Source organism: Spirosoma taeanense (assembly GCF_013127955.1).
GTDB classification, from domain to species: domain Bacteria; phylum Bacteroidota; class Bacteroidia; order Cytophagales; family Spirosomataceae; genus Spirosoma; species Spirosoma taeanense.
Genome location: NZ_CP053435.1, coordinates 4,890,176 through 4,914,626 on the forward strand (window position 1 = coordinate 4,890,176; position 24,451 = coordinate 4,914,626).

Here is a 24,451-nt window from a genome sequence, read left to right on the forward strand (position 1 = left end):
GCGTTATAACATAAGACCTGAACGGTCAACTGCTTACCATGAAACGTATTATCCATAAGCATCCGCTAGCCATCCGTTGGTTTCACTGGATCAACTTTCCGGTTCTGTTCGTCATGATCTGGAGCGGCTTACTGATTTACTGGGCCTACGACCCGTACAAAATTCAGCTGGGCGACTACACGCTCGTGTCGTTCTTCCCCAATGGCTTTTATAAGTTTCTGCACGTACCGTTCCGACTCGCCGAGGGCATGGCCTGGCACTGGGTGTTTATGTGGCTGTTCATGCTGAACGGTCTGCTCTACATTGCCTATACGTTCGCATCGGGCGAGTGGCGGCATCTAGTGCCCGACCAGAATTCCTTTCGCGAAGCGATCCAGGTAACCCTGTACGACCTTGGCTTGCGGAAAGAACAGCCACCGTTTATCAAATACAATGGCGCGCAGAAAATTGCGTACTTCTCGATCATGCTGATGGGCGTAGGCTCGGTGCTGACAGGCTTTGCGATCTATAAACCCACGCAGTTTTACTGGCTCACGGCGCTGCTTGGGGGTTACGAAGCCGCCCGGCTGGAGCATTTCATTCTGACCATTGGTTATGTGTTGTTTTTCTTTATTCACGTAGGACAGGTCATTCGCGCCGGCTGGCAGAACTTTCAGTCGATGGTGACCGGCTTCGAAGTCATCAAACCAAACGCCGACGACCGTCCGAAAGTTAGCGAACCTACCGACGACCAGCCCGCTGGCCCCACCGAACCCCAGCCAATCCAGCCTGCTTTATCATGAGCCAGCCCCAGGAACCCCAACTGCCGCAGGACGAAGTTCCGGAATCTGCCGTTCGTCGGCGAATGCTCAAATCGTTCGGCTGGTTTGCGCTGGCCGCGGCCATACCGGTCGGCATTTACGAGTGGATTACGCACAGTCCTCGGGCGCAGGGTATCGCTAAGCCGTTTCGGAAGGTGCTGGATGCCAACGAGCAGGTAGCCCGGACGTATTTCAGTAATACAAACTTAGTGAAGACGTTCCCCGCTGAACGGGCCGCCCGGCAGGCACGTATCAACGGCTACGAAGGCATCAAAACCCCACTTGCCGACGATTGGCAGCTGCAGGTTGACCGTCCCAACAACCAGCCGCTGCTGCTGAGCATGGACGCTATTAAAGCGCTGCCGAAGTACGAATTGATCTATGAGTTCAAGTGCATTGAAGGCTGGAGCCAGATTCAGCACTGGGGCGGGGCACGGTTGTCTGATTTTCTGGCGAAGCATAATCTTGGTACCCGCAGTGGCAACGCTCCCAGTCCCGACAATACCCATGATCTGTTTCGTTACGTCGGCATGGAAACGCCCGACAAGGGTTATTACGTCGGCATTGATCTGGAAAGCGCTCTGCATCCGCAGACGCTGCTGGCGTATGAACTCAACGGCCAGCCGATCAGCGCCCAGCATGGTGCACCGGTACGGTTGATTATTCCGGTCAAATACGGTGTCAAAAACCTGAAGCGGATTGGCCGGATTTTTTTCTCCGACGACCGCCCCCGCGATTTCTGGGCCGAGCGCGGCTATGATTATTACGTAGGGCTATAACCCGTTTGTTCAACCGTTACCGCCATGCCGTATCTGCTGTTTCTTTTTGTTGCACTCGCGCTGGCCGCGTCAACGCTGGTCAATCCACCTGTTGAACCGGTTGCCAGGGCTGCGGTTCAGCCCGTTGTGGTACTGGAATTGTTTACGTCGCAGGGCTGTTCAAGCTGCCCACCCGCCGACCGCGCTCTTCAGGAACTGACTCAGCAGGCCGCCCGAGCCGGACAGGCCGTTTATGGGTTGTCGTTCCACGTTGATTACTGGAACAGGCTGGGCTGGCAGGACCCATTCAGTTCGAAACAATTCACCGACCGCCAGCGGCAATACGACCGCCTGCTGAAAACGCAGACCTACACGCCCCAGCTTATCATCAACGGGCGGCAGGATGTTATTGGCGGGCAGCGCAGCCGCATTGAACAGGCCATCCGGTCGATTCAGCAGCAGCCCGCGTCGGCTTTCATTGGCGTTGATGGCAGCCTCACCCAAGACGCCGGACAAGTGACGGTTAACTATAGTTTATCAGCAAAGGGGCCTTACCGCGTCAACGTAGCCCTGCTTCAGAAAGAAGCCCGCACGGCCGTCAGGAACGGCGAGAACGGCGGCCGGACCTTGTTGAACACAAACGTTGTTCGACAGTTTATAACCACAGAACTGACAAGCGCTTCAGGCCGGGTGATCTTATCTTACCCTTATGACCTGACCGCCAATCAAACATCGGTTCTGATTTACGTTCAACGCAGCGATACCGGACAGGTGGTTGGAGCCAGGCGGTTATAAAAGCGAATTTGCCACTCTATTCTTTTCTCTTTTCAAAGTTTGTCTGTCGGGAAACTTACATATGTCTTTATTAAATACTGTATCCATAGAAATGCTTCCTGTTCAGCCAGAGACCGATAGACGAATTGAGGCTCTTGATAGCTATAATATCCTCGATTCGTTACCCGAACAGGAATATGATGAGATTACCCGGCTTGCTTCCCAGATTTGCCAGACGCCAATCGCGCTCATCAGCCTCATTGACAGAAACCGCCAGTGGTTCAAGTCGAATCATGGGCTTTCGGTCCGGGAAACACCCCGCGAGTTTTCGTTCTGTGCGCAGGCCATCAGGCAGCCAGACGAAATCATGGTGGTGCCGGATTCGCGGAAAGATGAACGCTTTGCCCAAAATCCACTCGTCACGGGCGATCCTTACGTTATTTTCTATGCCGGTATACCGCTGGTCGATGCAGATGGTATTGCTCTGGGTTCGTTGTGCGTGATCGACAATAGCCCAAAACAACTAAGCCCTGATCAGCTCTCCGCTCTGCAGACTTTAGCCCGACAGGTTGTTAATCTGTTAACGCTGAGACGGCAAAACATTGCTCTCCGCCAAAGCGAAGAACGGTACAGAATGGAGGTTGACAAGCAAATCCAGATACGGCTGGCCCTGGAAGCCAGTGAGCAGCGTTACCGGCAACTGGCTCAGGAGTTAGAGGAACGCGTGCAGCAGCGAACCCAGGAACTTACTCAGGCTAATCAGGACCTGAAACGCTCCAACGATAATCTGCAGCAGTTTGCTTACATCGCCAGTCACGACCTGCAGGAGCCGCTGCGTAAAATTCAATCGTTCAGCGCGATACTATTGCAACAGTTGAATGGTCAGTTAGACGAACTGGCCCATGATTACCTGCAACGCATCATCAACGCGGGCGCCCGAATGTCTATCCAGATTAAGGATTTGCTCGCTTACTCCCGCATTTCAACCCGGCAGCAGTTCTTTGGGCCGATTTCGCTGACCACAGTCATTGCCAACGTCCTGGATACACTCTCGCTGGAGATTGAACAGCGGCAAGCCGATATACAGCTGGATGATCTGGCGGTGGTCAATGGCGATGAATCGCAGCTGAACCAGCTGTTTCAGAATCTGCTGTCCAATGCGATTAAGTTTACCCCCGTGGGCCAGAAGCCCCGCATCCAGATTAACTATGCCCGTCGGAAACGGGGCGAATTATCCGATCAGGTTCGACTGAACAGTAATGCCCGGATGTTTCACCAGATCAGCGTCAGCGATCAGGGCGTTGGCTTCGACGAAAAATACCTGGACCGCATTTTTCAGGTCTTTCAGCGGCTGCACGGTCGGAATGAGTTTCCCGGCACGGGGGTGGGGCTGGCCATTTGCGAGCGGGTCGCCACCAATCATGGCGGGGGCATTACGGCCAGCAGTAAACCCGGCGCCGGCGCTACGTTTTTTGTGTACTTGCCCGATAACAGCTAACTAAGCCTATCGTCCAGACGATGACAAGGCCGGTCTACCGACCTGATTTGTTCGGTTTCGCATTCGTCTGATTGACCGATTGGGCAACATCGATAAATGGCGCAATCCAGACTTCTTTTTCGTGCTGCTTGAGGAAACGCACGAGCTTGTTGTGTTCAGGCAGGGCCACATTCAGGTTGTGTTCGCCACCAACACCGTGAAACAGGAAAACCAGCACGGAGTTGGTTTCCATCGCCTTCTTTACCAGCGCGATCATTTCTTCGCCGGACTCGCCGTTCATACCGTACGCGCCTACATCGGCCAGGTTGATTTCGCTTGCCCTACGCATTTCGGTGGTTACGCCCCGGGCCGCTACAAAATCGTTTTTCACCTGAGCGAAATAATCTACGTCGCCAATTTTCGTATCGCCACAGGGATAGGCGAACGTCCGCTGGGTTTTGCCATCGATGGCCGCCAGCAGCGTGTTTGTCATACGAATTTCATCCACAATTCGGGGGACGGTGTACTTGCTCAGGTCGTACGTTGGATTTACCCAGCTGCGACCGGGTTTCTGGCTCGTGCACGGATGAAACAGGGTATGATTTCCTAACTCATGCCCATGGGCGGCTGCCTTCTTCCAGTCGTTCAGCCGGGCCCTGACACCAGGGAAGTTACCCGATAAATAGAAGGTGCCTTTCAGACCCAGCGAATCCAGAACCGGTATGACCTTATCCAGATGAACCTGTAAGGCATCGTCATACGTCAGCGCAACGGCACATTTTTTACCATGCCAGCCAGCCGGAACCTGAGCTATTAAGGCGTGATTGATCAGGAACAGCAGACCGGCAGTAAGAAGCTTTTTCAAGGTTAGATCGGGTTTAAGTTGTAACGAGGTCAATAAGCTAATTTACAGACTCACGGTCTGCGTTCCTCCTTTTAAAGGCAAGGTTTTTCCTTTCCAGCGGAGGGTGCCCGTCAGGTTCTGGGGTAACGTAACGCTGCCCGTCAGACCACCGGCCGGGGTTTTCTGAAACTCAACGGCGATGTCGCCCGAGGGGTGCGGCACGCGGCCGTTTACGGTGGTCAGATCGCCCATAAACGGCTCGATGCGGACGGATCGGAAACCCGGTTCCGCCGACCGGATACCGCAGGTCGTCGTCAGGAATTCATAGAGGGGCGATGCACTCCAGGCGTGGCAGTCCGAGCGGGTTGGCTCGGGGTTCTCGGCAAAGGTTGTCAGGCCCATCGCCAGCATATCGCGCCAGGGTTTTAGCTGCGGAATAAACTGATCGCCCAGCCCCGTTTTTTTCAGCGCTTCGAACAGGTAAAACTTAAAATAGAACGTAGCCTGCGTCAAGGAGTCCGCGCTGGTCATGACCTTCTGCAGCAAAGCGGCCTGCTGCGCAACCGGCACAGCATCGGTCAGCACCGCGAGGATATTAGCGTGCTGGCTGAAGGCGGTTTTAGCCGGTGTTTCGGCAATCAGTCCGCGACCTGCGTCCCAGCATTGCGTAAAGACAGCTTTATTGAGTCGGCGGGCCAGTTCGCGGTAATGTTCGGCGCGTTCGTTCTGGCCAAAATGCGCCAGCAGATCAGCCGCCCGCAGGTACGTGTAAGCCTGTTGCAGCGTCAGAATGCTCGACCCACCTTCCCGTGCCCCGGCCGGAACGCCCCCGGATGTTTCGTTCTTCGCATCCTTCCAGGCCGACCAATCCACGAAGTTCCACCACTCCAGCGGTCCGTTCAGCCCAGTTTTGCTGAGTCGCTGCTCGTGCCAGTTCAGCACACCCGTAATGCCCGGCAGCAGGGATTTTACAAACGTATCGTCGGTGCGGTGCATCCAGTAGTCATGCACCATGCACACCCAGAACAGCGAGAACGTAGGAATCACCTGAAAGTCGGCGGAGGGGTAGCGGCTCTGGGTCAGGCCGTCGCTGAACCGGCTGTGATCGTAGTCCAGAATGGCCTTGCGCATGAGCCGGTCGTCGCCCGTTACGTAGAGCGAGATAAGCGACTGCACCCGCGTATCGCCGGTGTACTGCAACTGCTCGTAGTAAGGGCAATCGTAATACGTCTCGCCCGCGCAGAGCCGCGCCGTGCGCCAACCAACATTCCAGATGTTCTTAAGCGTTGAGTCGCTGGCGGCAAACTGCGCTTTCTGCTCAAACGGATAGCCCGTAAACTCGCCGGATAAGTCTTCCAGCACAAGCGGCTCTCTGGCCGTTTCGACCGTAAGCTGCAGGTAGCGGTAGGTGCGAAACCAGAGCGGCCGGAACAGACGCCGGGCCGCGCCATCAGCCACGAACTGGTCCTCAAAGCCAAGCAGCGTCCGGCCTTCTACCTGGTTTCGGTTGCCCTTCTGCCCTTTGGCATCGACCAGCGCTTCGGCATAGCCCAGCGTCACAACGGCACCCTTGCCCCGACTAACAATCAGTTCGGGATAGGCGTTTGTCAGGTGCCCCTGATCGAGCAGGAACACCGCCTTCGTGTTGGCAGGTACCGTTACCGGCGCTCTACCCTGCAAAAACTCGTTTGACATCTGGCCGTTGGTTACCCGCCGGACGGCCGCCAGCCGAACGGTTCCCGTTTCCATCATGGGAATCGGACGCGGCACAAGCTGCCAGTTGCCATCGGTCCCGAAGCCGCGCGGTTTGGCCGTAAACCAGAGCTGCCGGGCGTTGGGCCAGTTTCGGTCATCGAAAGCGGGCTGCTCCCACCCCCACGGGTACTGAACACCATCGACCCGATCGCCATCCCCCGCCACGATATATGTGCGCAGCTTGGCAATGTCATTTTTGATAGGGGAATAAGCCGCGTTCTGAATCACCCGCCAGCTCGCATCGGTATTGACAATCTTTTCGGCGTCGCTATCGCCCTGCACAATAAAGCCCGTCTGGTAGCTCATCTGTGCGAACGGAGCGCCCTCACCCATGTTCCAGACCTGCGCGGCCAGCACGTTACGTCCCGCCTGCATAAACGGAGCCAGATCAATCGTTTCGTAATGCCAGTTCTGCAGATCGCTGCGGGCGGGCCCGAGCACAACCGAGCGGCCATTCACAAACAGCCGGTAGCGGTTATCAGCCGATATGTGTACGACAAACCGCGCGGGTTTCTGCGGCAGATCAAGAGCTTTCCGAAAATGAAAAATACCGTACTGTTTTGCCGGAGCGGTGGGGTGCATAATCCACTTAGCCGTCCAGTAGCGATTGGTCCAGTCGGTACCGGAAGCCGGGGACTGCGCCTGAACACTGAGAGTCATCAACACACCGGCGAGAAAGAGCAGAAAAGGCATAAAAAGAGCGTAAAATTATGGTGCAATATACCAACAATCTTACGCTCCAAAATCAGTTCACAGGCCGATAGCCTGCAGGGGGCCAAACTTTAGATTCGATCAATCAGCTCAGCCACTTTGTGAACTTCGCGGCCCACGATATGGTCGATGATAGCCTGGGCGTGTTCGCGGCCGTTTTCGATGAACACCTTTTCGGTATAGATACCCGCCAGCACGGTTCCGCATACATATAGCCCCGGCACGTTCGTCTCGAAGGTTTCTTTGTTGTAGACCGGTACGTTGGTCGTCGGGTCGAGGGCAATGCCGCAGCGCCGGAGCAGATCGGCATCGGGAATGTAACCCGTCAGAATGAACACGAAGTCGGCCGGAAGCTGGGTTTCTTCGCCTGTTTTCAGGTTATTGACCGTTACGGTCTTCTCGTCAATCTGCGTAACGCAGGAGTCGAATACCGTTTTGATCCTGCCTTCCTTCACCCGATTCTTTACGTCCGGCACCAGCCAGTACTTCACCGTGCTCCGAAAGTCCTCGCCCCGGTGAACGATGGTGATGTTTACGTCGTGGCGGTACAGCTCCAGAGCCGCTTCGACCGCTGAATTCGACGCGCCGACGATCACGACATTGGTAAACGAGTACTTGAACGGCTCGTCGTAGTAATGCGAAACGTGCGGCAGGTTTTCGCCGGGAACGCCCAGCCAGCGCGGACGGGTAAAATAACCCGTTGCCATAATTACCTTCCGGGCCTGATAGCGGTCGCCGGTTTTGGTCGTTACGGTAAACAGGTCGCCTTCTTTATGCACCGCCCAGACTTCCTGAAACAGTTTGAAATTCAGTTTGTAATAAGCCGCGGCTTTACGGTAATACTGCAGAGCCTCGTCGCGGCCTGCTTTTACGCTCGAAATTGAGAACGGCAATCCGCCAATTTCAATGTTCTCGGCGGTGGAAAAAAACCGCATCCGGCGCGGGTACTGCCGGATCGATTCGGTCAGGCTACCCATCTCCAGAATCAGGTGGCTCAGGCCCGCTTTGGTTGCTTCAATACCGGCTGCCAGCCCACAGGGGCCACCGCCAACTATAATGACGTCGAATGTTTGCATACGTAAAACGCGGGGTCGGTTCCTTCTTTTTGCGGGCAGAAACCCGCACTCTACGGTACTAACACCTAAAAAACCTGCAAAGGTTTGGTTACGAGCGTCTTTTTGCAAACCGGTTAAATTCCCGGGTTGCGCGCCGACCTTTATGCTTATCTTTACTTGGCATACCGCCTGAATTGACCCGTGGAGAATCAGATTTACTCGCTCTTTTCGCCCCTCGAAGCCGACGAAGTCACCTTCTTTGCCGATTTGATCCTGCCCATTCCCGTCCCGAAACTCTTTACGTATCGGGTGCCGCGGGGAATGGCCGAAGCGCTCAAAATCGGTGCGCGGGTTATCGTTCCCTTTGGCCGCAACAACGGGCGGGTACTGACGGCCGTTGTCGCCCGGCTTCACCACACGCCCCCCACGGGGTATCAGGCCCGCTACATTAGCGAAGTTCTCGACGAGTACCCGCTGGTAACCGGTTACCAGCTGGAGCTGTTCCGCTGGATGGCCGAGTATTATATGTGCTGCATTGGCGACGTAATGAACGTAGCGCTGCCTTCCGGCCTGAAAATATCGAGCCAGTCGAAGGTGCAGTTTAACCCCGATTTCGATTATCCCGAACTGCTCACCGAGTTTGAAGAAACGCTGCTGGCCGAGCTGAAAAAGCACCCGGCCCTCTCCTACGACGAACTCGGTCGGCTGGTGGGCGAAGGCGGTAACGTTCCGGCCCTGATCAAGTCGCTGGTCGGGAAAAAAGCGGTGATCGTCTTCGAGGAAGTCAAAGAAAAATACATTCCCAAGATGGTGCGGAAGATTCGGCTGCACCGCAACTACGAAGAAAAAGAGCAGTTGCTGGCTCTGCTCCAGCGGCTGGAGAAGCTGCCCAAACAGCAGGAGGTAGTGATGCGCTACCTGCGCCACGTACCCATGCAGCACAACCCTGCCCTGAACCAGAAAGGGCTGGACAAAAGCATTCTGAATCAGGACGACGCGCTGTCGCAGTCGTCGCTGACCACGCTGATTAAAAACGCAGTTTTCGAAACCTTCGAGGTCATTCAGCCCCGGTTCGCAGATAACGCCCCGGATGCGCCGGTCGAAATCCGACTTACCGAACACCAGCAGCGGGCGTCGGACCAGATCATGGCTCAGTTCGAGCGGCAGAACATTGTCCTGTTTCATGGTATTACGGGCAGCGGCAAGACCGAAGTTTATATTGACCTTATCCAGCAGGCCCTCGCCGGCGGCTCACAAGTGCTGTATCTCCTGCCCGAAATTGCCCTGACCACCCAGATCGTGGTGCGGTTACAGCGCGTATTCGGCGATAAGATGGGGATTTACCATTCCAAGTTTTCGGATAATGAGCGGGTGGAGGTCTGGAAAGGCGTCGTGTCGGGGCAGTACCAGTTCGTGGTAGGCGTTCGATCGGCGGTGTTCCTGCCGTTCGATAATCTGGGGTTGATTATCGTGGACGAAGAACACGAAACCAGCTACAAACAGCACGACCCGGCCCCGCGCTACCACGCCCGCGATGTAGCGATCATGCTGGCCCACTGGCAGCAGGCTAAAGTGCTGCTGGGTTCGGCCACGCCCTCGCTCGAAACCTATTATCAGGCGAAACAGGGTCGGTACGGTCTTGTGGAGTTATTCCACCGCTTCGGCAACGCAACCCTGCCCAACATCCTGCTAGTGGATACCAAACGTGAAAAACAGCAGAAGACGATGAAAAATGAATTCTCGTCGGCTCTGCTTGAAGCGCTGGAGCGTAATCTGGACCGAAAAGAACAAAGTATTCTGTTTCAGAACCGGCGTGGCTATTCGCCCTATATGCAGTGCGAAGACTGCGACTGGACGGCCGAGTGCGACAACTGCGCCGTTAGCCTGACCTATCACCAGCGCGACGCCGAACTGCGCTGTCACTACTGCGGCCACAAGGAACAGGTCCCCCGCATCTGCCCGACCTGCGGCTCGACCAAAGTCCGGACGATTGGGTTCGGCACCGAGAAACTGGAAGATCAGCTACAGATTTTTTTCCCTCAGTCGCGGGTGTTACGTATGGATCTGGACACTACCCGCGCTAAAAATGCGTATCAGCAGATCATCCAGGAGTTTGAAGGCGGTCAGGTGGATATGCTCGTCGGTACGCAGATGATTACCAAAGGTCTGGACTTCGACAACGTTAGTCTGGTCGGTATTTTCGACGCTGATCGGCTGATTCATTTCCCGGATTTTCGGGCAACCGAGCGTTCGTTCCAGATGCTGACGCAGGTCAGCGGACGGGCGGGCCGTCGCGCCGGTCGGCAGGGTACAGTCCTGATTCAGACCGCCAACCCACAGCAGACCATTCTGCAAAAGATCATCCAGAACGACTACAAGGGACTCTTTGACGAAGAGATTCAGGAGCGGCAGAACTTCAACTACCCGCCTTTCTCGCGGCTGATTAAACTGACCGTCCGCCATCCAGACAAGACGATCAGCCACCAGGCCGCCGAACGCCTGGCAGCCGAGCTCACCGATGCCCTTGGCAGCAGCCGCGTGCTGGGGCCCGAAGAGCCCCTCGTCGAGCGCATCCGTAACCAGTTCCTGTTCGATATCCTGATCAAGATCGAACGGGAAAAGGTGAACGTAAAGGCTGTGAAAGCCTACATCCAGGACCGCATCAACGACATCCTGACTGACAAAGGTCTCCGCCAGGTCAGCATCGTAACGGACGTTGACTGTTTGTAGAGGCTTATACCGGGTACTGCCATTCACCCCGGTAGGCCCGGCCCAGCAGTTTGTTGGCCTCAGGGTCGTTAGGAATCTGGCTGCCATCCCACTCTACACTCCGGCCTAGTTTCATAGACAGCATACCCAGCAGGGCCATGTTCGTTGAGCGGTGCCCAATCTCAATGTCGCATACCGGCGTTTTGTTGTTCTTGATGCTGTCCAGGAAGTTGGCCCAGAGCTGCGCAATGTTCTGATCGTCGGGTTTATTGAGCTGAGCGTCCTGATGAATAACTGGTTTTTTAGAATCAGCCGGATAGAACGTCCAGCCGTCGAGCCAGCCCATGTGGAAGGTGCCTTCAGCCCCATAGAAATAAACCCCTACGGCCTGCTGCGGATGCGTTTTTTCGGCGTTGTTACCCGCAAAGGTCCGCTGCTCCCAAACGGCGGTGAAGTCCTCAAATTCATAGGTAGCGACCTGATGGTCGGGCGCGTCGGTGCTGTTCTGCAGAATAGACCGTCCGCCCGTTGAATACACCTTGCGGGGGTGTTTTTCCTCTGTCCACCACAGAATCTGGTCGAGCCAGTGGATACCCCAGTCGCCCAGCACGCCATTACCGTAATCCAGAAAGTTACGCCATCCGCGGGGGTGCATGGCCGGGTTGAAGGGCCGCAACGGCGCCGGTCCGCACCACATATTCCAGTCCATTTCCTTAGGCGCTTCGGTATTGGGCGTAGGTTGCCCCGGACCGCCTGCGTAATACACAAACGCCCGCGCCATCCCAATTTTACCGGCTTTCCCCGACTTCAGGAACTCCATGCCCGATACGTTATGGGGCGATACGCGCCGGTGCGTACCCACCTGACAAACCCGGCCCGTCTGCCGGGCGGTCTTCACCATCGCTTTTCCTTCGTTGATCGTGTGGCTAATGGGCTTTTCGACATACACATGCGCGCCGGCCTGCATGGCCGCAATCGCCACGAGCGGATGCCAGTGGTCGGGCGTGGCCACAATGACGATTTCGGGTTTCTCGGCCGCCAGCATCTCCCGGTAATCCTTGTAGAGTTTCGGTTTATCGGAGGTGAATTTAGCGAATTCGTCGCTGGCCGTTTTGAGCTGCCGGCTGTCCACGTCGCAGAGGGCGACGACTTTCGATTCGCCTGCCTGGATGGCGCAGCGCATGATGTTGGTTCCCCACCAGCCTGAACCTACCAGAGCTGTCCGGTATTTCTGAGCGGGTTTGCGGGTGATAAACGCCCGAACCTGCAGCGGATCGGTGATCAGGGTGGCGCTCGCGAGCGCGGAGGTTTTCAGAAAGTCAGAGCGGTTCATACAGGAAAACGTCAGTCATTTCTAAAAGAGCGACTGACGTTTTCCTTACCGATTCAGAAGCCGTTTGACCGAAATTTAATCGTCAGGCATCCAGCCCGTTTGGTTTTACTGAACCTTCGCCTGTCCCAGCACCCGCAGCAGGTTGCCGCCCCAGATTTTGGCAATGTCGGCTTCGCTGTAGTTCCGGCGTACCAGCTCGACGGTCAGGTTTTCGATCTGGCTGACGTCTTCGAGACCGTTGACACCCCCGCCCCCATCAAAATCGCTGCCGATGCCGACATGGTCAATACCCACCAGCTTAACGATGTGGTCGATATGATCCACAATATCCGACAGACTGGCCCGTTCGGGCGCAAACACTTTCGCCAGCGAATCACTTTCAGCCGCCAGCCGGGCTTCCATCTCGGGGGTCATGACCTTACCCACCCGCGCCATACGTATCTTGGTTTTAGCCGTCCGGAACGCGTCCGATGGCTTTTTGAGGTAGTCGCTCACGAAGTTAACCTGCACCACGCCCCCTTTGGCCGCAATGGCCCGGATCATATCGTCGGTCATATTCCGGGGAAAATCGCACAGCGCCCGGCAGTTGGAGTGCGATGCAATGACGGGTGCCTTGGAAAGCGCCAGGGCATCGTAGAAGGTGCTGTCGGCCACGTGCGATACGTCGATCAGAATTCCCAGCCGGTTCATTTCGGGCACCACCTGCTTACCGAAATCGCTCAGGCCACCGTAAATTGGTCCATCCGGGTCGGTAGAAGAGTCGCCGATGAGGTTGTTAGCAAAATGCGTCAGGGTCATGTACCGGCAACCCAGGTCGTAATACGTTTTGAGCAGCGACAAATCGTTACCCACGGGATAGCCATTCTCCATGCCGATAAAAATGGCCCGTTTACCGGCTTTCTGAATGCGGTAGGCATCGGCGGGCGTCGTGGCCAATTCGGCCTGATCGGGGTGCTTTTTCAGGGCGTCATGAATCAGGGCAAACTGGTTCAGCGCGTTCCGTTTGGCTTCGGCATGACCTTCGGGCGTACGAGGCCCCTGCGAGGTATAGACCGCAAAGAACATGGCGTCCATGCCCCCCTGCTTCATACGCGGAAAATCAATCTGCGACTGGTCACGTTTGGTGTCGTGTGCTTTGCCTACGTCAAAACCGGGTTTCTGCATCATGATGGGCGCATCGGCATGCGTATCGAGCGTCAGAACGCGCTGGTGAATCCGATGGGCTTTTTTAACAATAGGGTCTTCCTGAGCTGGCGAAACCGAGAGAAGAAAAAACGGGAACAGCGAAAACAGCGTATGCGTCATTAGAACGGGGGTTGTATCCAGTAAAATTTACTTGAAAACTACGTAAAGCCGGTCGCAAACGCAACGGTTGGGCCGATTGCCGACGCTGGCGAAACTTTCCGACGGAACGGCCGGTTCTGTTAGTCAGCAGCAGGCCGTCGTTCGTCGGCCGTCCGTTTGCGCTGTAAATTGCCCGCTGAAAACAGCTTCTTTGCACAATGGCCGTCGTTCCTTACAAAGACAAAGACACCTCCAAACGCGAGCAGGTCGCCGAAATGTTCGACAATATTTCGCCGAAATACGACCTGCTAAACCACGTCCTGAGTGGCGGCATTGATATCCTCTGGCGCAAGCGAGCCATCCGCGAATTACGTCCCTACGCCCCCAAAACCATTCTGGACATTGCCACCGGCACGGGTGACTTTGCCCTGGAAAGTCTCGCCCTAAATCCGCAGCGGGTGATTGGCGTTGATATTTCGGAAGGTATGCTGGCCATTGGCCGGCAGAAGATGAAGAAGCGCGGAGTGGACCACATCATCGAGATGCGGTCGGGCGATTCGGAAGGATTACCGTTTGGTAACAATGAATTCGATGCTGTCATCGTTTCGTTTGGTGTGCGTAACTTCGAGAATCTGCTTAAGGGTCTAACCGATATGTACCGCGTAACGCGCCCCGGTGGGGTATGCGTGGTGCTGGAATTTTCGAACCCCCGCCAGTTTCCGTTTAAACAACTATACGGTTTTTACTCCCGGACCATTCTGCCGCTTATTGGGCGCTTAGTCAGCAAAGACGCATCGGCTTATACCTACCTGCCCGAATCGGTGCAGGCGTTTCCTGATGGTCCCGACTTTCTGCGCATCTATGAAGCGGCCGGATTTACCAATACCAGATGGATACCGCTTACCTTCGGCGTTGCTTCAATTTACATCGGCCAAAAGCAGTCTTAGTAGCTGTGCTGGCGCTGCTACTTAGCGTTTCGGCACAGGGACAAGGCTACAAATACGTTCGCAAACACCTCGAACGTTACGACGACAAAGAGATCCATTACGGCTTTTTCTTTGCAGCGCCCGTTACGCGTTTCAGCGTGGGCTATAGTCCGGCGTTCATCCGGGCCGACTCCGCCTATCGGATTTATTCGCCCAACAAACCCAGTTTTCGGGTGGGATTCGTTGTTAATGCGTATTTAAACGACCGCTTCGACCTGCGCCTGACGCCGGCGGTTTCGCTGTTCAGCCGCGAGGTGAAGTACGATTATCCGGGCGGCACCACAAAGACCGAAGTGCGCGAATCCACCTGGCTGGATTTCCCGCTCCTGCTGAAGTACAAGTCCGAACGACGTAACAACAGCCGGATGTATCTGCTGGCGGGTGGTGCCTTCAGCATCGAAACGAACGTACGGCGCAAGGAAATCCAGAGTGCGAGTCGGCTCAGCACCGGCACAATGGACTTTGCGGTTGAATATGGGGTCGGCTTCGAGCAGTTCTTCGAGTATTTCAAGTTTGCACCCGAGCTGCGTTTCTCGCACGGACTGGTCAACCTCTACCGCCCGACCAACAACGCGGCTGGCATTGGCATCAACAAGCTGACCACCCATACCGTAACGCTGTACCTGAATTTCGAGTAATAAATCGGGCTATTGGCTATCAGCAACTTGCAAAAATTTTACATTTTTTCGAGCCGAAACTTGCAAAATGCCTGAAAAGCCTCCTATATTTGCACTCCCAAACGACGGGAAACACAAGGGAGTTTAGCTCAGCTGGTTCAGAGCATCTGCCTTACAAGCAGAGGGTCGGCGGTTCGAACCCGTCAACTCCCACCAATCAAAGACAAGCACTTATCAGAAATGGTAAGTGCTTTTTTGTTAGCTCAGATCATTAATAAAATCTCTGCTTCTATTCGTCTGCTTTAAGCCCAAAAGGTTTATTTCGACTACCTTCCTTACCATGAACCGAACGTTGATGAACTGGAGCGGGGGCAAAGATTCGGCGTTGGCGTTGTGGCGCATCCTGCAAACGGGTCAGTATTCTATTGAAATGCTGCTTACGACGCTGAATGCCCCTAATCGACGAATATCGATGCACGGTGTGCGCGAAGAACTGCTCGATGCTCAGGCCGAACGGCTCGGCATACCCCAGACGAAATTATTTCTACCCGAAGACAGTTCGATGGCGGATTACCAGCAGCGGATGGGTCGCGCGCTGGAACCGCTCGTGCAGTCGGGAGTTACAGCTGCCATTTTCGGCGATATTTTCCTGGCTGATTTGCGGGTATGGCGCGAAACGCAGCTGGCCAGTTGGGGGCTAACCGGTGTTTTTCCACTCTGGCAACTGGACTCGCAGGCATTGCTGAATGAGTTCTGGGCGGCTGGCTTTGCTACGATTGTGGTCAGCGTAAACAGTCAACATCTCGACGCATCGTTCTGCGGGCGGGTGCTCGACCAGTCATTCGTCAACGATCTGCCGCCCGGTGTAGATCCCTGCGGAGAGAACGGCGAGTTTCACACGTTTGTCTTTCAGGCCCCCTACTTTCGGGAGCCGATTGCCATTCAGGTTGGTGAAACCGTAACGAAAGACTATGTTTTCAAAACCGACACCGGCGACGTAATCACCTTAACGTACTTCTTTACCGATTTACAGTTGGTACCGTAAAAGCAAGCGGTTGGTGACGATACCCGTAATAAAGCGGGTTTTTTACGAGCTATTACCCATAAAAAAATCCCGCTCGTAATTTCTCCAAGCAAACACCTTAGCCTTGATAAGGTATCAGGCGCGATTTTTATTTTTCCAGCATCGCCACGAACGGGGTCGCATCGGTTATGCCTTCAATCTCGCATAAGACTTCAAAAACAGCTTTCAAGCCGTTATACTGATCGGTGTCGATTTCTTCCGGGGTACAGATCGGGTACGTTTTGAAGTGTAGTTTCGTGTTCATTTCAAATGCTTCTTCCACCAGCGCCAGCTCCTGCCACGTATAGCCTGTACTATCAATCTGGATTTTGGCGGCTCCTGTATATCGGTATGGCCGTTGTATCTGGGGCCTGTTCAGATAGGTCACGAATACGTCCTGCCAGTCTGAGTTAGGTACTGAACAGTCATAGGTTTGGCCAAGCAGCAGACGTTTCTTCCGGAAAACCTTACCGCCTACACCTTCGGCCACTAGGGAACCTACTGCACAGGCTGCGCAGTGGCCCTTGGCGAGCGTACCGTTTAAATAGCCTTTAACCAGGGCACTAATGGCCCGATCGAATCGGTTTTTCTTTGTCGTTTCCATACCCAGATTTATATAATGCTTACTAATGGAATGGTACGTATTCATTTGTCTGCAACCAGATACCGCCGAAAGCCCGCAGGTCTGGCAACGATCAGGCTATCGGCTGAATTCCGCTTTAGCCGATCCGTTTTATAACCTCACTGAAATTGACGTAAAGGAGTGCTGTAATTCATAACGCTAAACGGTGAAAACCTTCCCTGCTGACAAGCTAAATAGCCAGACTATTTAGCTGCTACCGTACTAACCTCCGGCAGACGAGTTAATTTACAAACCTTTCTTAAATTTATAGCTATCTAAGATAAAACGGCCCAACCGTAGCTACAGTTGGGCCGTTTTATCTTAGAGCATACGCAACAACCTAATCGTTAAGTCGTTGTATCTGATAAGATTACTTTTATTGTTCTAGTAATCGACAGCCTATTCGTTTTACGGGTGGGCTGTCTTCTCTTTAACGAGTATATCCTTTATTTGTTGTTACCAAATCTATTTAATTGAAAAATAGTTATTTAATTTTTCTAACATATGTAAAAATAGCCGTTTCCAAGTTGCTTACCCTGAAACGAAGACAGCGGGTTGACTAAAAAGCCTGGCCGCATAGCAGCCAAGCTTTCCGCTCTATCCACACCATGCCGCTTCAGAGCGGCTGAGATCGTAAACCTAAGAAACGAATACGTAATCATATATATAAGTAAGCAAAAATATAGCAAGGGCTACGGAAGATTGACCAAGCAGAAGCAGGCAAGGTCCCGGAGGCAGCCTGTTGGGCAAACGGGAGCCTGGTCTACCTGTACTACAACACTTTAACGTTCGGTCCGACGTAGAACGTTTGGCCTGGTTCTTGCCACTCTCAAAAAACTAAACCCATGAAAGACAAGCATCTCATCTTCGCATTAACCCTGGCTGTTCTGCTATTTGGCGTACAGGAATGGGCTTCCAATAGCCAGTACGATGACCTGGCCGTTCTCCTGACCGTGCCGATTTTTATCCTTGCCTTTCTGGGGACAGTACTTATCCCGAAAACCACCAGAACGGTTGTCCGGAACCGGGCCCTACCCCGCCAGCCCCGGCCGGAGCGTACCAGCTATTTCCGGCGGCCGCGTTCTGTCTTTCAGCTAAGTAGACTCGCCTTCCTATTCTACGTCAGACGTTACTGGCATTTCATGCGATAGATGACATGGTACTTTTTTCGTCCATACCATACGCAAATCAGCTATTTGGAGAAACCTTAGGCTCTTTTTAATACTATATAAATCAGAATATAATTTTTTATTAATTCGGTAACTTATAGATGGACATAATATTGCGCTATCAACACGCGCAACGATGAAAACTAAACCGCTACCGAAGAATCCCGATTTGTTTCATGAGCTGCTAATCAGCTATATCAATCAGGTTAAGAGCCGTTACCCTTTTTCTGATTCGGAGCAAAAAAGACTGGAGTCTCTGCGCAGGCAGAAACCGAAGAAAGAAAAAGATTAAGCTGAATAGTTAAATGCAACGGTATGCAGCAACCCGGCGCCGGGTTGCTGAGCCTGCTTTATACCTTGTGGCCGAACGGTTAACCAGACCCGCCTTTGAGTAGCCGGTGAAAGAAACTAAGGTGAAGTCGTTTCTTCAAGAAATTTTCGGGCGCTGTTCTGGTCAATGAACAGCGTAGCATTGGGATGAGTCCGCAAAATAGTAGCCGGATAGGTTTCCGAAATGGCGTCGGTTAAGGTGTGGTAAATCGCTTCGGCTTTGTGAGCAGCTGGAACCATGCAGCACAGATAGGGAGCGCGTACCAATGCCGGAATGGTTAAGGTAAGCGCGTATTCCGGCACCTGCTCCAGCGTGTCGAAACACCCGTCATGCACCTGCTGCTGCCGGCTCGTCAGATCGAGCCGCACGATCTTGACCAGATGGGGGTCGTTAAAATCGGCAACGTGAGGATCGTTGAAGGCGATGTGGCAGTTTTCGCCGATACCCATGCACACAATATCCGTCGGGTACTGGTCGAGCAGGGCGCTGTAGCGTAATCCTTCCTGCCGGAGGTCGGCAGCATTCCCGTCCAGGTAGAAAACTTCCTGTATGGGTACTTTATCAAAAAGTTGCCGCTTCAGATACTGCCCGAAACTCTGCGGAGCATCGGCCGGTAAGCCCATGTACTCATCCATGTGAAAAGCCCGGATTCGATTCCACGCAAGGTCTGCTTCTTGGGCGAGCGCGTCCAGAAATTCATTCTGCGAAGGCGCCGACGCGAAAATGATATGGACAACCTCCTGCGTCTGGTGTAATTCCCGGATTTTGCCAGCTACGGCCTGCGCTGCGCTTACCCCCAGCTCCTGCCGGTTTTTGAACAGATGAACCCTAAGTTGATCGACGCGAAACGTTTGAGTGGATGAAGTAGCCGGTGTCAGCATGTATTTGATTGTTAGAGTGAGTAAATAAGTTGCCCGTTGACCAGCGTAGCCGCGATAGTCAGGCTGTCATCGAAAATAACCAGGTCGGCATCTTTGCCGGGCGCCAGTGACCCTTTACGTCCCTCCACACCCATGATGCGGGCGGGCGTGGTACTCGCCATGCGAACGGCATCCAGCAGCGATACATCGGCCAGTTGCACCATGTTGCGTACAAGCTGGTTGGTCGTTGCGACGCTTCCGGCAAATGAGCTTCGGTCGGGCAGTTTGGCAACCCCATCCTCGACGATGACCTTCAGCCCGTTTTTCAGCGATCCCAGCGTGCTTTCGCCTTCGGGCATGCCAGCGGCCCGCATGGCGTCGGTGATCAGCGCCGTCCGGTCGGCGCCTTTGATTTTATAGGCCAGTTTCAGCAGGGGCGGTGGCAGGTGAACGCCATCCGTAATGATTTCCACATCCATATCGAGTAGAAACGCGCTTTCAATCACGCCGGCATAACGGAATGCATTTCGGCGCGTTACACCCGACATGGCCGAGTACAAATGGGTCGCCAGTGAATAACCGGTTTCAAAAGCGGTCAGGACATCTTCATAAATGGCATCGGTATGGGCTACAGCCGCCAGAATTCCTTTTTCGCGTAGTCGGCGGCCAAACGGAATGGCGCCTTCCAGCTCGGGCGCGGCACTCCACCGAACAATGGACGATGAATACGCCAGGATTTCTTCGTATTCCTGCGGGTCGGGGTTACGGATATAACGCGGGTCCTGCGCCCCCCGCTGGCTCATGGCGAAGTAAGGCCCTTCCAGATGCATACCGAGAAAGGCAGCACCCTTCCGGTTGTTTCGATTCGCCTGCTCGTAGGCATCCAGCGTGTGCAGCAAATCTTCCTTTTCTGCCGTCAGCGTAGTCGGCACTAAAGCGGTAGTGCCATACCGGGCGTGGAGTTCGGCAATTTTCAAAAAGGCTTCTTCCGTCCCATCCATAAAGTCGTACCCCCCCCCGCCGTGTACGTGAATATCAATAAAGCCGGGGGCTACGTACTTACCCTTCGCATCCAGTACGGTGGCATCCGGCACCTCTACGTCACGTTCGTGAATGCCCCGAATACGTCCATCTTCGATGACGACCGTGCCGCCCCGGATATAGCGATAGGGCGTAATGAGCGTACCGTTGGTTATTTTCAGAAGCCCCATTTACGTAACTGATGGCCTTTTACGGCATAGAAAACCAGATACAGGTAACAGGGCAGCAGGACCCAGTAGGCGGTACGCAGATCAAAGCGATCGGCGAAATAGCCATAGAAAAGCGGCATAATCGCGTTGCCACACAGCCCCATAATCAGGATGGAGGCCCCCAGCTTGGTGAATCGACCGAGGCCATCCAGCGCCAGCGGCCAGATACCCGCCCAGATCAGCGAATTCGCCAGACCCAGCAACACGACAAACCAGATCGATACGTCGGTTGTGTGGCCTAGCAAGGTAATGCCTCCACGGGCAAAAATGATGAGCAACGTAAAGGTTGTGCCCAGCAGCGTGCAGATCCGCAGCGCGTTAACCTGACTGATAAATCGGGGTATGGTAATGATACCGATCACGTAACCGCAGATAGTACAGAACAATGTATATGAGGGAAATACCTTGGCTTCCAGCAGGCTAACGCCCATCGAGCCGGCATAGCCAATAATGGTATCGATGGCAATCACCTGACTGCCAACGTGCAGGAAAATAGCCACCGCGCCCAGTACCAGATGTGGAAACTGAAAAATATGGGTTTTACCGGCATTGGCCGTTGCCACCTCGGGACTTTCCCGCTCCGTATTCAGGTCGGGCAGGGGCGACCGGTAGACAAGATACCCCAGCACAAACAGGAAGCTGCCCAGCACGGCATAGGGCGTGATGACGCGCCGGACCAGTTCGTCGAGAGCCGCGCCCCGTTCGGCCGCGCTCATTGTGTCTAGTTGAGCGAACAGATCGGTATCGGTGGGTCGTAGAATGACTGCCGCAAAGACAAGGGGCGATAAAATCCCGGCGGCCTTGTTACAGATTCCCATCATGCTGATGCGCTGCGCAGCCCGTTCCTTTGGTCCCAGAATCGTTACGTAAGGATTTGAAGCCGTTTGCAGAATGGCCAGACCAATGCCGATGGTGAACAGCCCCATCAGAAAGACGCCATAGGTGCGGGTCTGGGCAGCGGGAATGAAAATAAACGCCCCCAGCGCCATCATCCAGAAGCCAATCATCATGCCTTTTTTGAAGCCAACCGCTTTGAGCAGGTAGGAAGCCGGCACCGACATAATGAAGTAAGCAATATAGAACGCAAACGCAACCAGATACGCCTGAAAGCTCGTTAGCTCGCAGGCAATCTTGAAGTAAGGAATGAGGATGGAATTGACCCAGGAGACAAATCCAAAAATAAAAAACATCAACCCAATCAGCAGCAGGGAAATCCTGGTGTCGCGTTTGGTCAGACGACGCTCATCAAGGGCCAGGGCGTTCATATGGTATCGAAGATAAGTAATTGGCAGGATCGGATTACACAGTTGGCTCCCACCCTTTCTGGTATTCCCGCTGCCAGAGCTTTTCGGCCGCTTTGTTGTTTCTGATATGTCCGTTTGCGGGGTCAACGTCCAGCATCCCACCGGAGCGCAAGGCGATATTTCCCAGTTGCGCCAGCAACGTACTCTGGTGGCCCCCGACAATGTCAGATGCCAGTGCTGCGCCTGTTTTTATGCTGTCGAAGAAGTTCTGGATGTGGATGGCATCCAGCGCCTGCGAAGGGTCCATTTTGTTCCGGGGATCAATTTTCAGGTCGTTCTTAACCTCTTTCACCAGCTTGTTGTCGAGGTCAAAAATCTTATAGGAGTTCCCCGATTCGATTAGCAGTGAGCCCATATCACCGTAAAACATGACGCCGACGCTGGTGCCCTCGACAGTCCGGCCATTACAACTACGTCCCTCCCAGGTCATGGCCGTATTGTTAGGAAACTCCAGACTGATTACCTGCGTATCGGGCGCTTCCCAGTCGTCCTTGTAGCGGTAGCGGCCACCCGACGAGGTAACTTTGGCTGGATACGTAACGCCCAGCCCCCAGCGCATCAGGTCGAGCATGTGGGTGCCGTTGTTGAGCGCTTCGCCCGTGCCCCAGTGCCACAGCCAGTGCCAGTTATAGTGAATGAGGTTGTCTTTGTAGGGCCGACGGGGCGCGGGACCCTGCCATAGATCATAATCCAGCCAGGCAGGCACGGCGACTTCTTTTCCGATACCAATCGATGCCCGATTATTGGTGTACCAGCCCTTGGCAAAGTAAGGTCGGCCGATTACGCCGTTCTGCACGGCCTGGATAGCCTGCGTTACGTTCGGCCACGACCGGCGCTGGTTACCCATCTGGATAACGTTTTTGTATTTCTTCGCGGCTGCCACCAACAGTTCGCCTTCGTGCGGATTATGACTGCAGGGCTTTTCCAGATACACGTGTTTACCAGCCTTCGAGGCCAGAATTGCAGCGGGCGCATGCCAGTGATCCGGCGCAGCTATAATCAGCGCATCTACCTCTTTATCGTCGAGTGCCCTCCGGAAATCGGGCTGGTTTTTCGGTTTCGCGTTCTGGATACCTTCAACCGTCGTCAGGCATTTATTGGCCGCCCGCGTGTCAACATCGGACACAGAGATTACCGTACAGTTTGGCTGGAGGGCGAAATTACTCGCGAGGGCCAGACCCCGGCTGTTTACGCCCATCATGCCCACACGGACTTTCTCGTTTGCGCCCAGGATGCGGGCGTAACTCGCCGGACTGAAACCGGGCAGAACCCCTCCTGCTGACAGAAGAGCGGTGCCCGTGATTGTTTTCCGGATAAAGTCCCGGCGTGACTCATCAGGGCCAATACGTTCCGTGTTTTTCATTGCGATACGGTTATACTCTTAACAAGTCTGTAAGCCTGACAGCATACTCAGCTATGGTTTAGGTAGTCCCAAATGGGTGGGTAATTTTTATTAAATCCTGGATTTCCCGTCCATCCTGCTCAAACCGGGCCAGCGTATAAACCGCCCCATCGGCGCCAACAGCAATTGAGTTGACATACGTAGGTCGGCTACCATCGGCATAAAAGATGGGCCCATGATCCTGATAGCACTGCTCTGGAATGTTGTAGGTAATGAGGTGGAGATTTTCCAACCCTCTGGCCGCACCCCTGGCAATCTGCTCTTCGCCCGTTACGCGCCTGCCCTTCTCGTAAATGGGCCCGCCGGTGAGGTAATGGATCGTTTGTCCATCGGGTCCCAGCTGAAAGCCGAGATACCCGTAGCTGAACTGATCGAACATCCCGCTCCGCTTCGATGGCTCCGACGTAATCCGTTCGACCAGTTCCAGCCTGCGCGCCCGTGGGTCAAGCCGGAATAAGTAGCCGGAATTGCCATGTACGCCATAGGCTACGCCTTCGGGGGCATACCAGAAAATTTTACGCCAGTTATAGCCCATACTGCCCGGTCGGGTGGGGTCATACCGGCCAAAGTAGTCGAGCCGCAAATCAATACCCGCTACTTTTTCGAGTACGCCGGAATCCGGCTGATAGGTCAGTACGTCGCCCTCCGCCGTGGACAGGTATAGTAAGCCGTCGCGGGCATCCACAAACATCGACCGGCAGATGACCCGGTAATCATCACCTACGGTACCGGCTTCGCCCCGGCCGCAGGTCAGCCCAGCGTTGATCAGCTTTCCTGTTTGCAGGTCGTAATGGAGCAAATAGCCCATCGGCCAGGTGAGCGCATAAATATGGCCCCGGTCGCGGTCAAGGGTCATCGTGATGAGCCCTTCCCCATCGGGCGCGGTTATTAAATCCTCGAACTGACCCGTGGCCAGATCATACGCCAGCATATGGCCACCGGGATACAGCGTATAGCCATCCGTTGAGTTCTGAGGCAGCCGCTCCATCCCGTCTATCAGTTCATAGACGCCAATGTGGGTTGCAAAGTAGAGCTTGCCGTGGCGTTCATAGAAACGAACATGGCTCTTGCCCTGCGGAATCGCCTGCAGGCCTTTTTCGCCACAAACCTCCGTCAGGTCAGCAATGAAACGGGTCTGGTCGGTTTCGGGCTCGTAGACATACATTTGTCCGCCCCGCTCGTACGATTCCGACGAGAGAACATAATAGATTTTTCCGTCGCTAGCCGCTGAAATTGCGTTGTAGGTATCGTGCGCCAGGTCAAACCCGGAATAATAGTGCTTCGCGGTCAGAAAGTGAGACGGGGAGATTTCAGAATCAGGATCGTTACGATGCATACGTCTAGTTA

At 54.3% G+C, this 24,451-nt stretch carries 20 protein-coding genes and 1 tRNA gene; 10 read left to right on the forward strand and 11 right to left on the reverse strand.

The annotated features are described in order from the left end of the window. The first annotated feature begins 38 nt into the window (after positions 1–38). The 4 genes from HNV11_RS20290 to HNV11_RS20305 all read left to right on the forward strand — a co-directional run bounded on the left by HNV11_RS20290 (position 39) and on the right by HNV11_RS20305 (position 3,830). Complete coding sequence (locus HNV11_RS20290) at positions 39–782, forward strand: cytochrome b/b6 domain-containing protein (protein ID WP_171741401.1); 744 nt, start codon at positions 39–41, stop codon at positions 780–782. Then, complete coding sequence (locus HNV11_RS20295) at positions 779–1,579, forward strand: molybdopterin-dependent oxidoreductase (protein WP_171741402.1); 801 nt, start codon at positions 779–781, stop codon at positions 1,577–1,579. The genes HNV11_RS20290 and HNV11_RS20295 overlap by 4 nt, the downstream gene beginning before the upstream one ends. A 24-nt stretch (positions 1,580–1,603) precedes the next feature. Further along, a complete protein-coding gene (locus HNV11_RS20300; protein ID WP_171741403.1) occupies positions 1,604–2,353 on the forward strand; it encodes a DUF1223 domain-containing protein in 750 nt (249 codons plus the stop codon). A gap of 91 nt (positions 2,354–2,444) precedes the next feature. Continuing rightward, positions 2,445–3,830, forward strand: a complete 1,386-nt coding sequence (locus HNV11_RS20305) for a sensor histidine kinase (protein WP_171741404.1) — start codon at positions 2,445–2,447, stop codon at positions 3,828–3,830. Positions 3,831–3,864: 34 nt separating this feature from the next. On the opposite strand, the gene HNV11_RS20310 is transcribed toward HNV11_RS20305, so the two are convergent. The 3 genes from HNV11_RS20310 to HNV11_RS20320 all read right to left on the reverse strand — a co-directional run bounded on the left by HNV11_RS20310 (position 3,865) and on the right by HNV11_RS20320 (position 8,195). Beyond that, a complete protein-coding gene (locus tag HNV11_RS20310) occupies positions 3,865–4,674 on the reverse strand; it encodes a polysaccharide deacetylase family protein (protein WP_171741405.1) in 810 nt (269 codons plus the stop codon). A 42-nt stretch (positions 4,675–4,716) separates the two neighbouring features. Next, the gene (locus tag HNV11_RS20315; RefSeq protein ID WP_171741406.1) at positions 4,717–7,101 is read right to left on the reverse strand and encodes an alpha-L-rhamnosidase-related protein; all 2,385 of its coding nucleotides are present in this window, start codon (positions 7,099–7,101) and stop codon (positions 4,717–4,719) included. 89 nt (positions 7,102–7,190) lie between these two features. Further along, entirely contained in the window at positions 7,191–8,195 is a 1,005-nt protein-coding gene (locus HNV11_RS20320; protein WP_171741407.1) for a YpdA family putative bacillithiol disulfide reductase, read from the reverse strand. Positions 8,196–8,375: 180 nt separating this feature from the next. On the opposite strand from HNV11_RS20320, the gene priA reads away from it, so the two are divergent. After that, positions 8,376–10,904, forward strand: a complete 2,529-nt coding sequence (gene priA / locus HNV11_RS20325) for a replication restart helicase PriA (protein WP_171741408.1) — start codon at positions 8,376–8,378, stop codon at positions 10,902–10,904. Between the two features lie 4 nt (positions 10,905–10,908). On the opposite strand, the gene HNV11_RS20330 is transcribed toward priA, so the two are convergent. Both HNV11_RS20330 and HNV11_RS20335 read right to left on the reverse strand, forming a co-directional pair. Next, positions 10,909–12,216 (reverse strand): Gfo/Idh/MocA family protein, encoded by a 1,308-nt coding sequence (locus tag HNV11_RS20330; protein ID WP_171741409.1) that lies wholly within the window; start codon positions 12,214–12,216, stop codon positions 10,909–10,911. A gap of 105 nt (positions 12,217–12,321) precedes the next feature. After that, positions 12,322–13,521, reverse strand: coding sequence for a dipeptidase (locus HNV11_RS20335; protein ID WP_171741410.1), 1,200 nt, complete (start codon positions 13,519–13,521; stop codon positions 12,322–12,324). A 197-nt stretch (positions 13,522–13,718) separates the two neighbouring features. Here HNV11_RS20335 and ubiE point away from each other — a divergent pair, with 197 nt between their 5' ends. The 4 genes from ubiE to HNV11_RS20355 all read left to right on the forward strand — a co-directional run bounded on the left by ubiE (position 13,719) and on the right by HNV11_RS20355 (position 16,148). Further along, positions 13,719–14,447 (forward strand): bifunctional demethylmenaquinone methyltransferase/2-methoxy-6-polyprenyl-1,4-benzoquinol methylase UbiE, encoded by a 729-nt coding sequence (ubiE, locus tag HNV11_RS20340; RefSeq protein ID WP_171741411.1) that lies wholly within the window; start codon positions 13,719–13,721, stop codon positions 14,445–14,447. Beyond that, the gene (porT, locus tag HNV11_RS20345; protein ID WP_171741412.1) at positions 14,390–15,124 is read left to right on the forward strand and encodes a type IX secretion/gliding motility protein PorT/SprT; all 735 of its coding nucleotides are present in this window, start codon (positions 14,390–14,392) and stop codon (positions 15,122–15,124) included. Before ubiE ends, porT begins: the two co-directional genes overlap by 58 nt. A 117-nt stretch (positions 15,125–15,241) precedes the next feature. Continuing rightward, positions 15,242–15,319: transfer RNA gene (locus HNV11_RS20350), tRNA-Val, on the forward strand. Positions 15,320–15,443: 124 nt separating this feature from the next. After that, on the forward strand, positions 15,444–16,148 hold the full coding sequence (locus HNV11_RS20355; RefSeq protein WP_240163600.1) for a Dph6-related ATP pyrophosphatase: 705 nt from the start codon (positions 15,444–15,446) through the stop codon (positions 16,146–16,148). A gap of 127 nt (positions 16,149–16,275) precedes the next feature. On the opposite strand, the gene HNV11_RS20360 is transcribed toward HNV11_RS20355, so the two are convergent. After that, on the reverse strand, positions 16,276–16,770 hold the full coding sequence (locus HNV11_RS20360) for a hypothetical protein (RefSeq protein ID WP_171741413.1): 495 nt from the start codon (positions 16,768–16,770) through the stop codon (positions 16,276–16,278). A gap of 863 nt (positions 16,771–17,633) precedes the next feature. Between HNV11_RS20360 and HNV11_RS20365 the strand changes: the two genes are divergently transcribed. Next, positions 17,634–17,939 (forward strand): hypothetical protein, encoded by a 306-nt coding sequence (locus HNV11_RS20365; protein ID WP_171741414.1) that lies wholly within the window; start codon positions 17,634–17,636, stop codon positions 17,937–17,939. Between the two features lie 426 nt (positions 17,940–18,365). Here the strand turns inward: HNV11_RS20365 and HNV11_RS20370 are convergent, their stop codons facing one another. The 5 genes from HNV11_RS20370 to HNV11_RS20390 are packed head-to-tail and all read right to left on the reverse strand — an operon-like array spanning position 18,366 to position 24,440. Next, complete coding sequence (locus HNV11_RS20370) at positions 18,366–19,169, reverse strand: glucosamine-6-phosphate deaminase (RefSeq protein ID WP_171741415.1); 804 nt, start codon at positions 19,167–19,169, stop codon at positions 18,366–18,368. Between the two features lie 11 nt (positions 19,170–19,180). Beyond that, positions 19,181–20,359 (reverse strand): N-acetylglucosamine-6-phosphate deacetylase, encoded by a 1,179-nt coding sequence (gene nagA, locus HNV11_RS20375; RefSeq protein ID WP_171741416.1) that lies wholly within the window; start codon positions 20,357–20,359, stop codon positions 19,181–19,183. Then, positions 20,347–21,663, reverse strand: a complete 1,317-nt coding sequence (locus HNV11_RS20380; protein ID WP_171741417.1) for a sugar MFS transporter — start codon at positions 21,661–21,663, stop codon at positions 20,347–20,349. Before HNV11_RS20380 ends, nagA begins: the two co-directional genes overlap by 13 nt. 34 nt (positions 21,664–21,697) lie before the next feature. After that, positions 21,698–23,065: a Gfo/Idh/MocA family protein gene (locus tag HNV11_RS20385; RefSeq protein WP_171741418.1), complete on the reverse strand. Its 1,368-nt coding sequence runs from the start codon at positions 23,063–23,065 to the stop codon at positions 21,698–21,700. Positions 23,066–23,123: 58 nt separating this feature from the next. Beyond that, the gene (locus HNV11_RS20390) at positions 23,124–24,440 is read right to left on the reverse strand and encodes an NHL repeat-containing protein (RefSeq protein ID WP_171741419.1); all 1,317 of its coding nucleotides are present in this window, start codon (positions 24,438–24,440) and stop codon (positions 23,124–23,126) included. Between the last annotated feature and the right edge of the window lie 11 nt (positions 24,441–24,451).

Bases quoted from the DNA above. Each gene is read 5' to 3' on its own strand.
- porT (WP_171741412.1), top strand. From the start codon at position 14,390: ATGGATACCGCTTACCTTCGGCGTTGCTTCAATTTACATCGGCCAAAA.
- HNV11_RS20360 (WP_171741413.1), bottom strand. From the start codon at position 16,770: ATGGAAACGACAAAGAAAAACCGATTCGATCGGGCCATTAGTGCCCTG.
- HNV11_RS20315 (WP_171741406.1), bottom strand. From the start codon at position 7,101: ATGCCTTTTCTGCTCTTTCTCGCCGGTGTGTTGATGACTCTCAGTGTT.
- HNV11_RS20330 (WP_171741409.1), bottom strand. From the start codon at position 12,216: ATGAACCGCTCTGACTTTCTGAAAACCTCCGCGCTCGCGAGCGCCACC.
- HNV11_RS20305 (WP_171741404.1), top strand. From the start codon at position 2,445: ATGCTTCCTGTTCAGCCAGAGACCGATAGACGAATTGAGGCTCTTGAT.
- HNV11_RS20385 (WP_171741418.1), bottom strand. From the start codon at position 23,065: ATGAAAAACACGGAACGTATTGGCCCTGATGAGTCACGCCGGGACTTT.
- HNV11_RS20365 (WP_171741414.1), top strand. From the start codon at position 17,634: ATGAAAGACAAGCATCTCATCTTCGCATTAACCCTGGCTGTTCTGCTA.
- HNV11_RS20290 (WP_171741401.1), top strand. From the start codon at position 39: ATGAAACGTATTATCCATAAGCATCCGCTAGCCATCCGTTGGTTTCAC.
- HNV11_RS20380 (WP_171741417.1), bottom strand. From the start codon at position 21,663: ATGAACGCCCTGGCCCTTGATGAGCGTCGTCTGACCAAACGCGACACC.
- HNV11_RS20390 (WP_171741419.1), bottom strand. From the start codon at position 24,440: ATGCATCGTAACGATCCTGATTCTGAAATCTCCCCGTCTCACTTTCTG.
- ubiE (WP_171741411.1), top strand. From the start codon at position 13,719: ATGGCCGTCGTTCCTTACAAAGACAAAGACACCTCCAAACGCGAGCAG.
- HNV11_RS20295 (WP_171741402.1), top strand. From the start codon at position 779: ATGAGCCAGCCCCAGGAACCCCAACTGCCGCAGGACGAAGTTCCGGAA.
- HNV11_RS20335 (WP_171741410.1), bottom strand. From the start codon at position 13,521: ATGACGCATACGCTGTTTTCGCTGTTCCCGTTTTTTCTTCTCTCGGTT.
- HNV11_RS20355 (WP_240163600.1), top strand. From the start codon at position 15,444: ATGAACCGAACGTTGATGAACTGGAGCGGGGGCAAAGATTCGGCGTTG.
- HNV11_RS20370 (WP_171741415.1), bottom strand. From the start codon at position 19,169: ATGCTGACACCGGCTACTTCATCCACTCAAACGTTTCGCGTCGATCAA.
- HNV11_RS20300 (WP_171741403.1), top strand. From the start codon at position 1,604: ATGCCGTATCTGCTGTTTCTTTTTGTTGCACTCGCGCTGGCCGCGTCA.
- nagA (WP_171741416.1), bottom strand. From the start codon at position 20,359: ATGGGGCTTCTGAAAATAACCAACGGTACGCTCATTACGCCCTATCGC.
- HNV11_RS20320 (WP_171741407.1), bottom strand. From the start codon at position 8,195: ATGCAAACATTCGACGTCATTATAGTTGGCGGTGGCCCCTGTGGGCTG.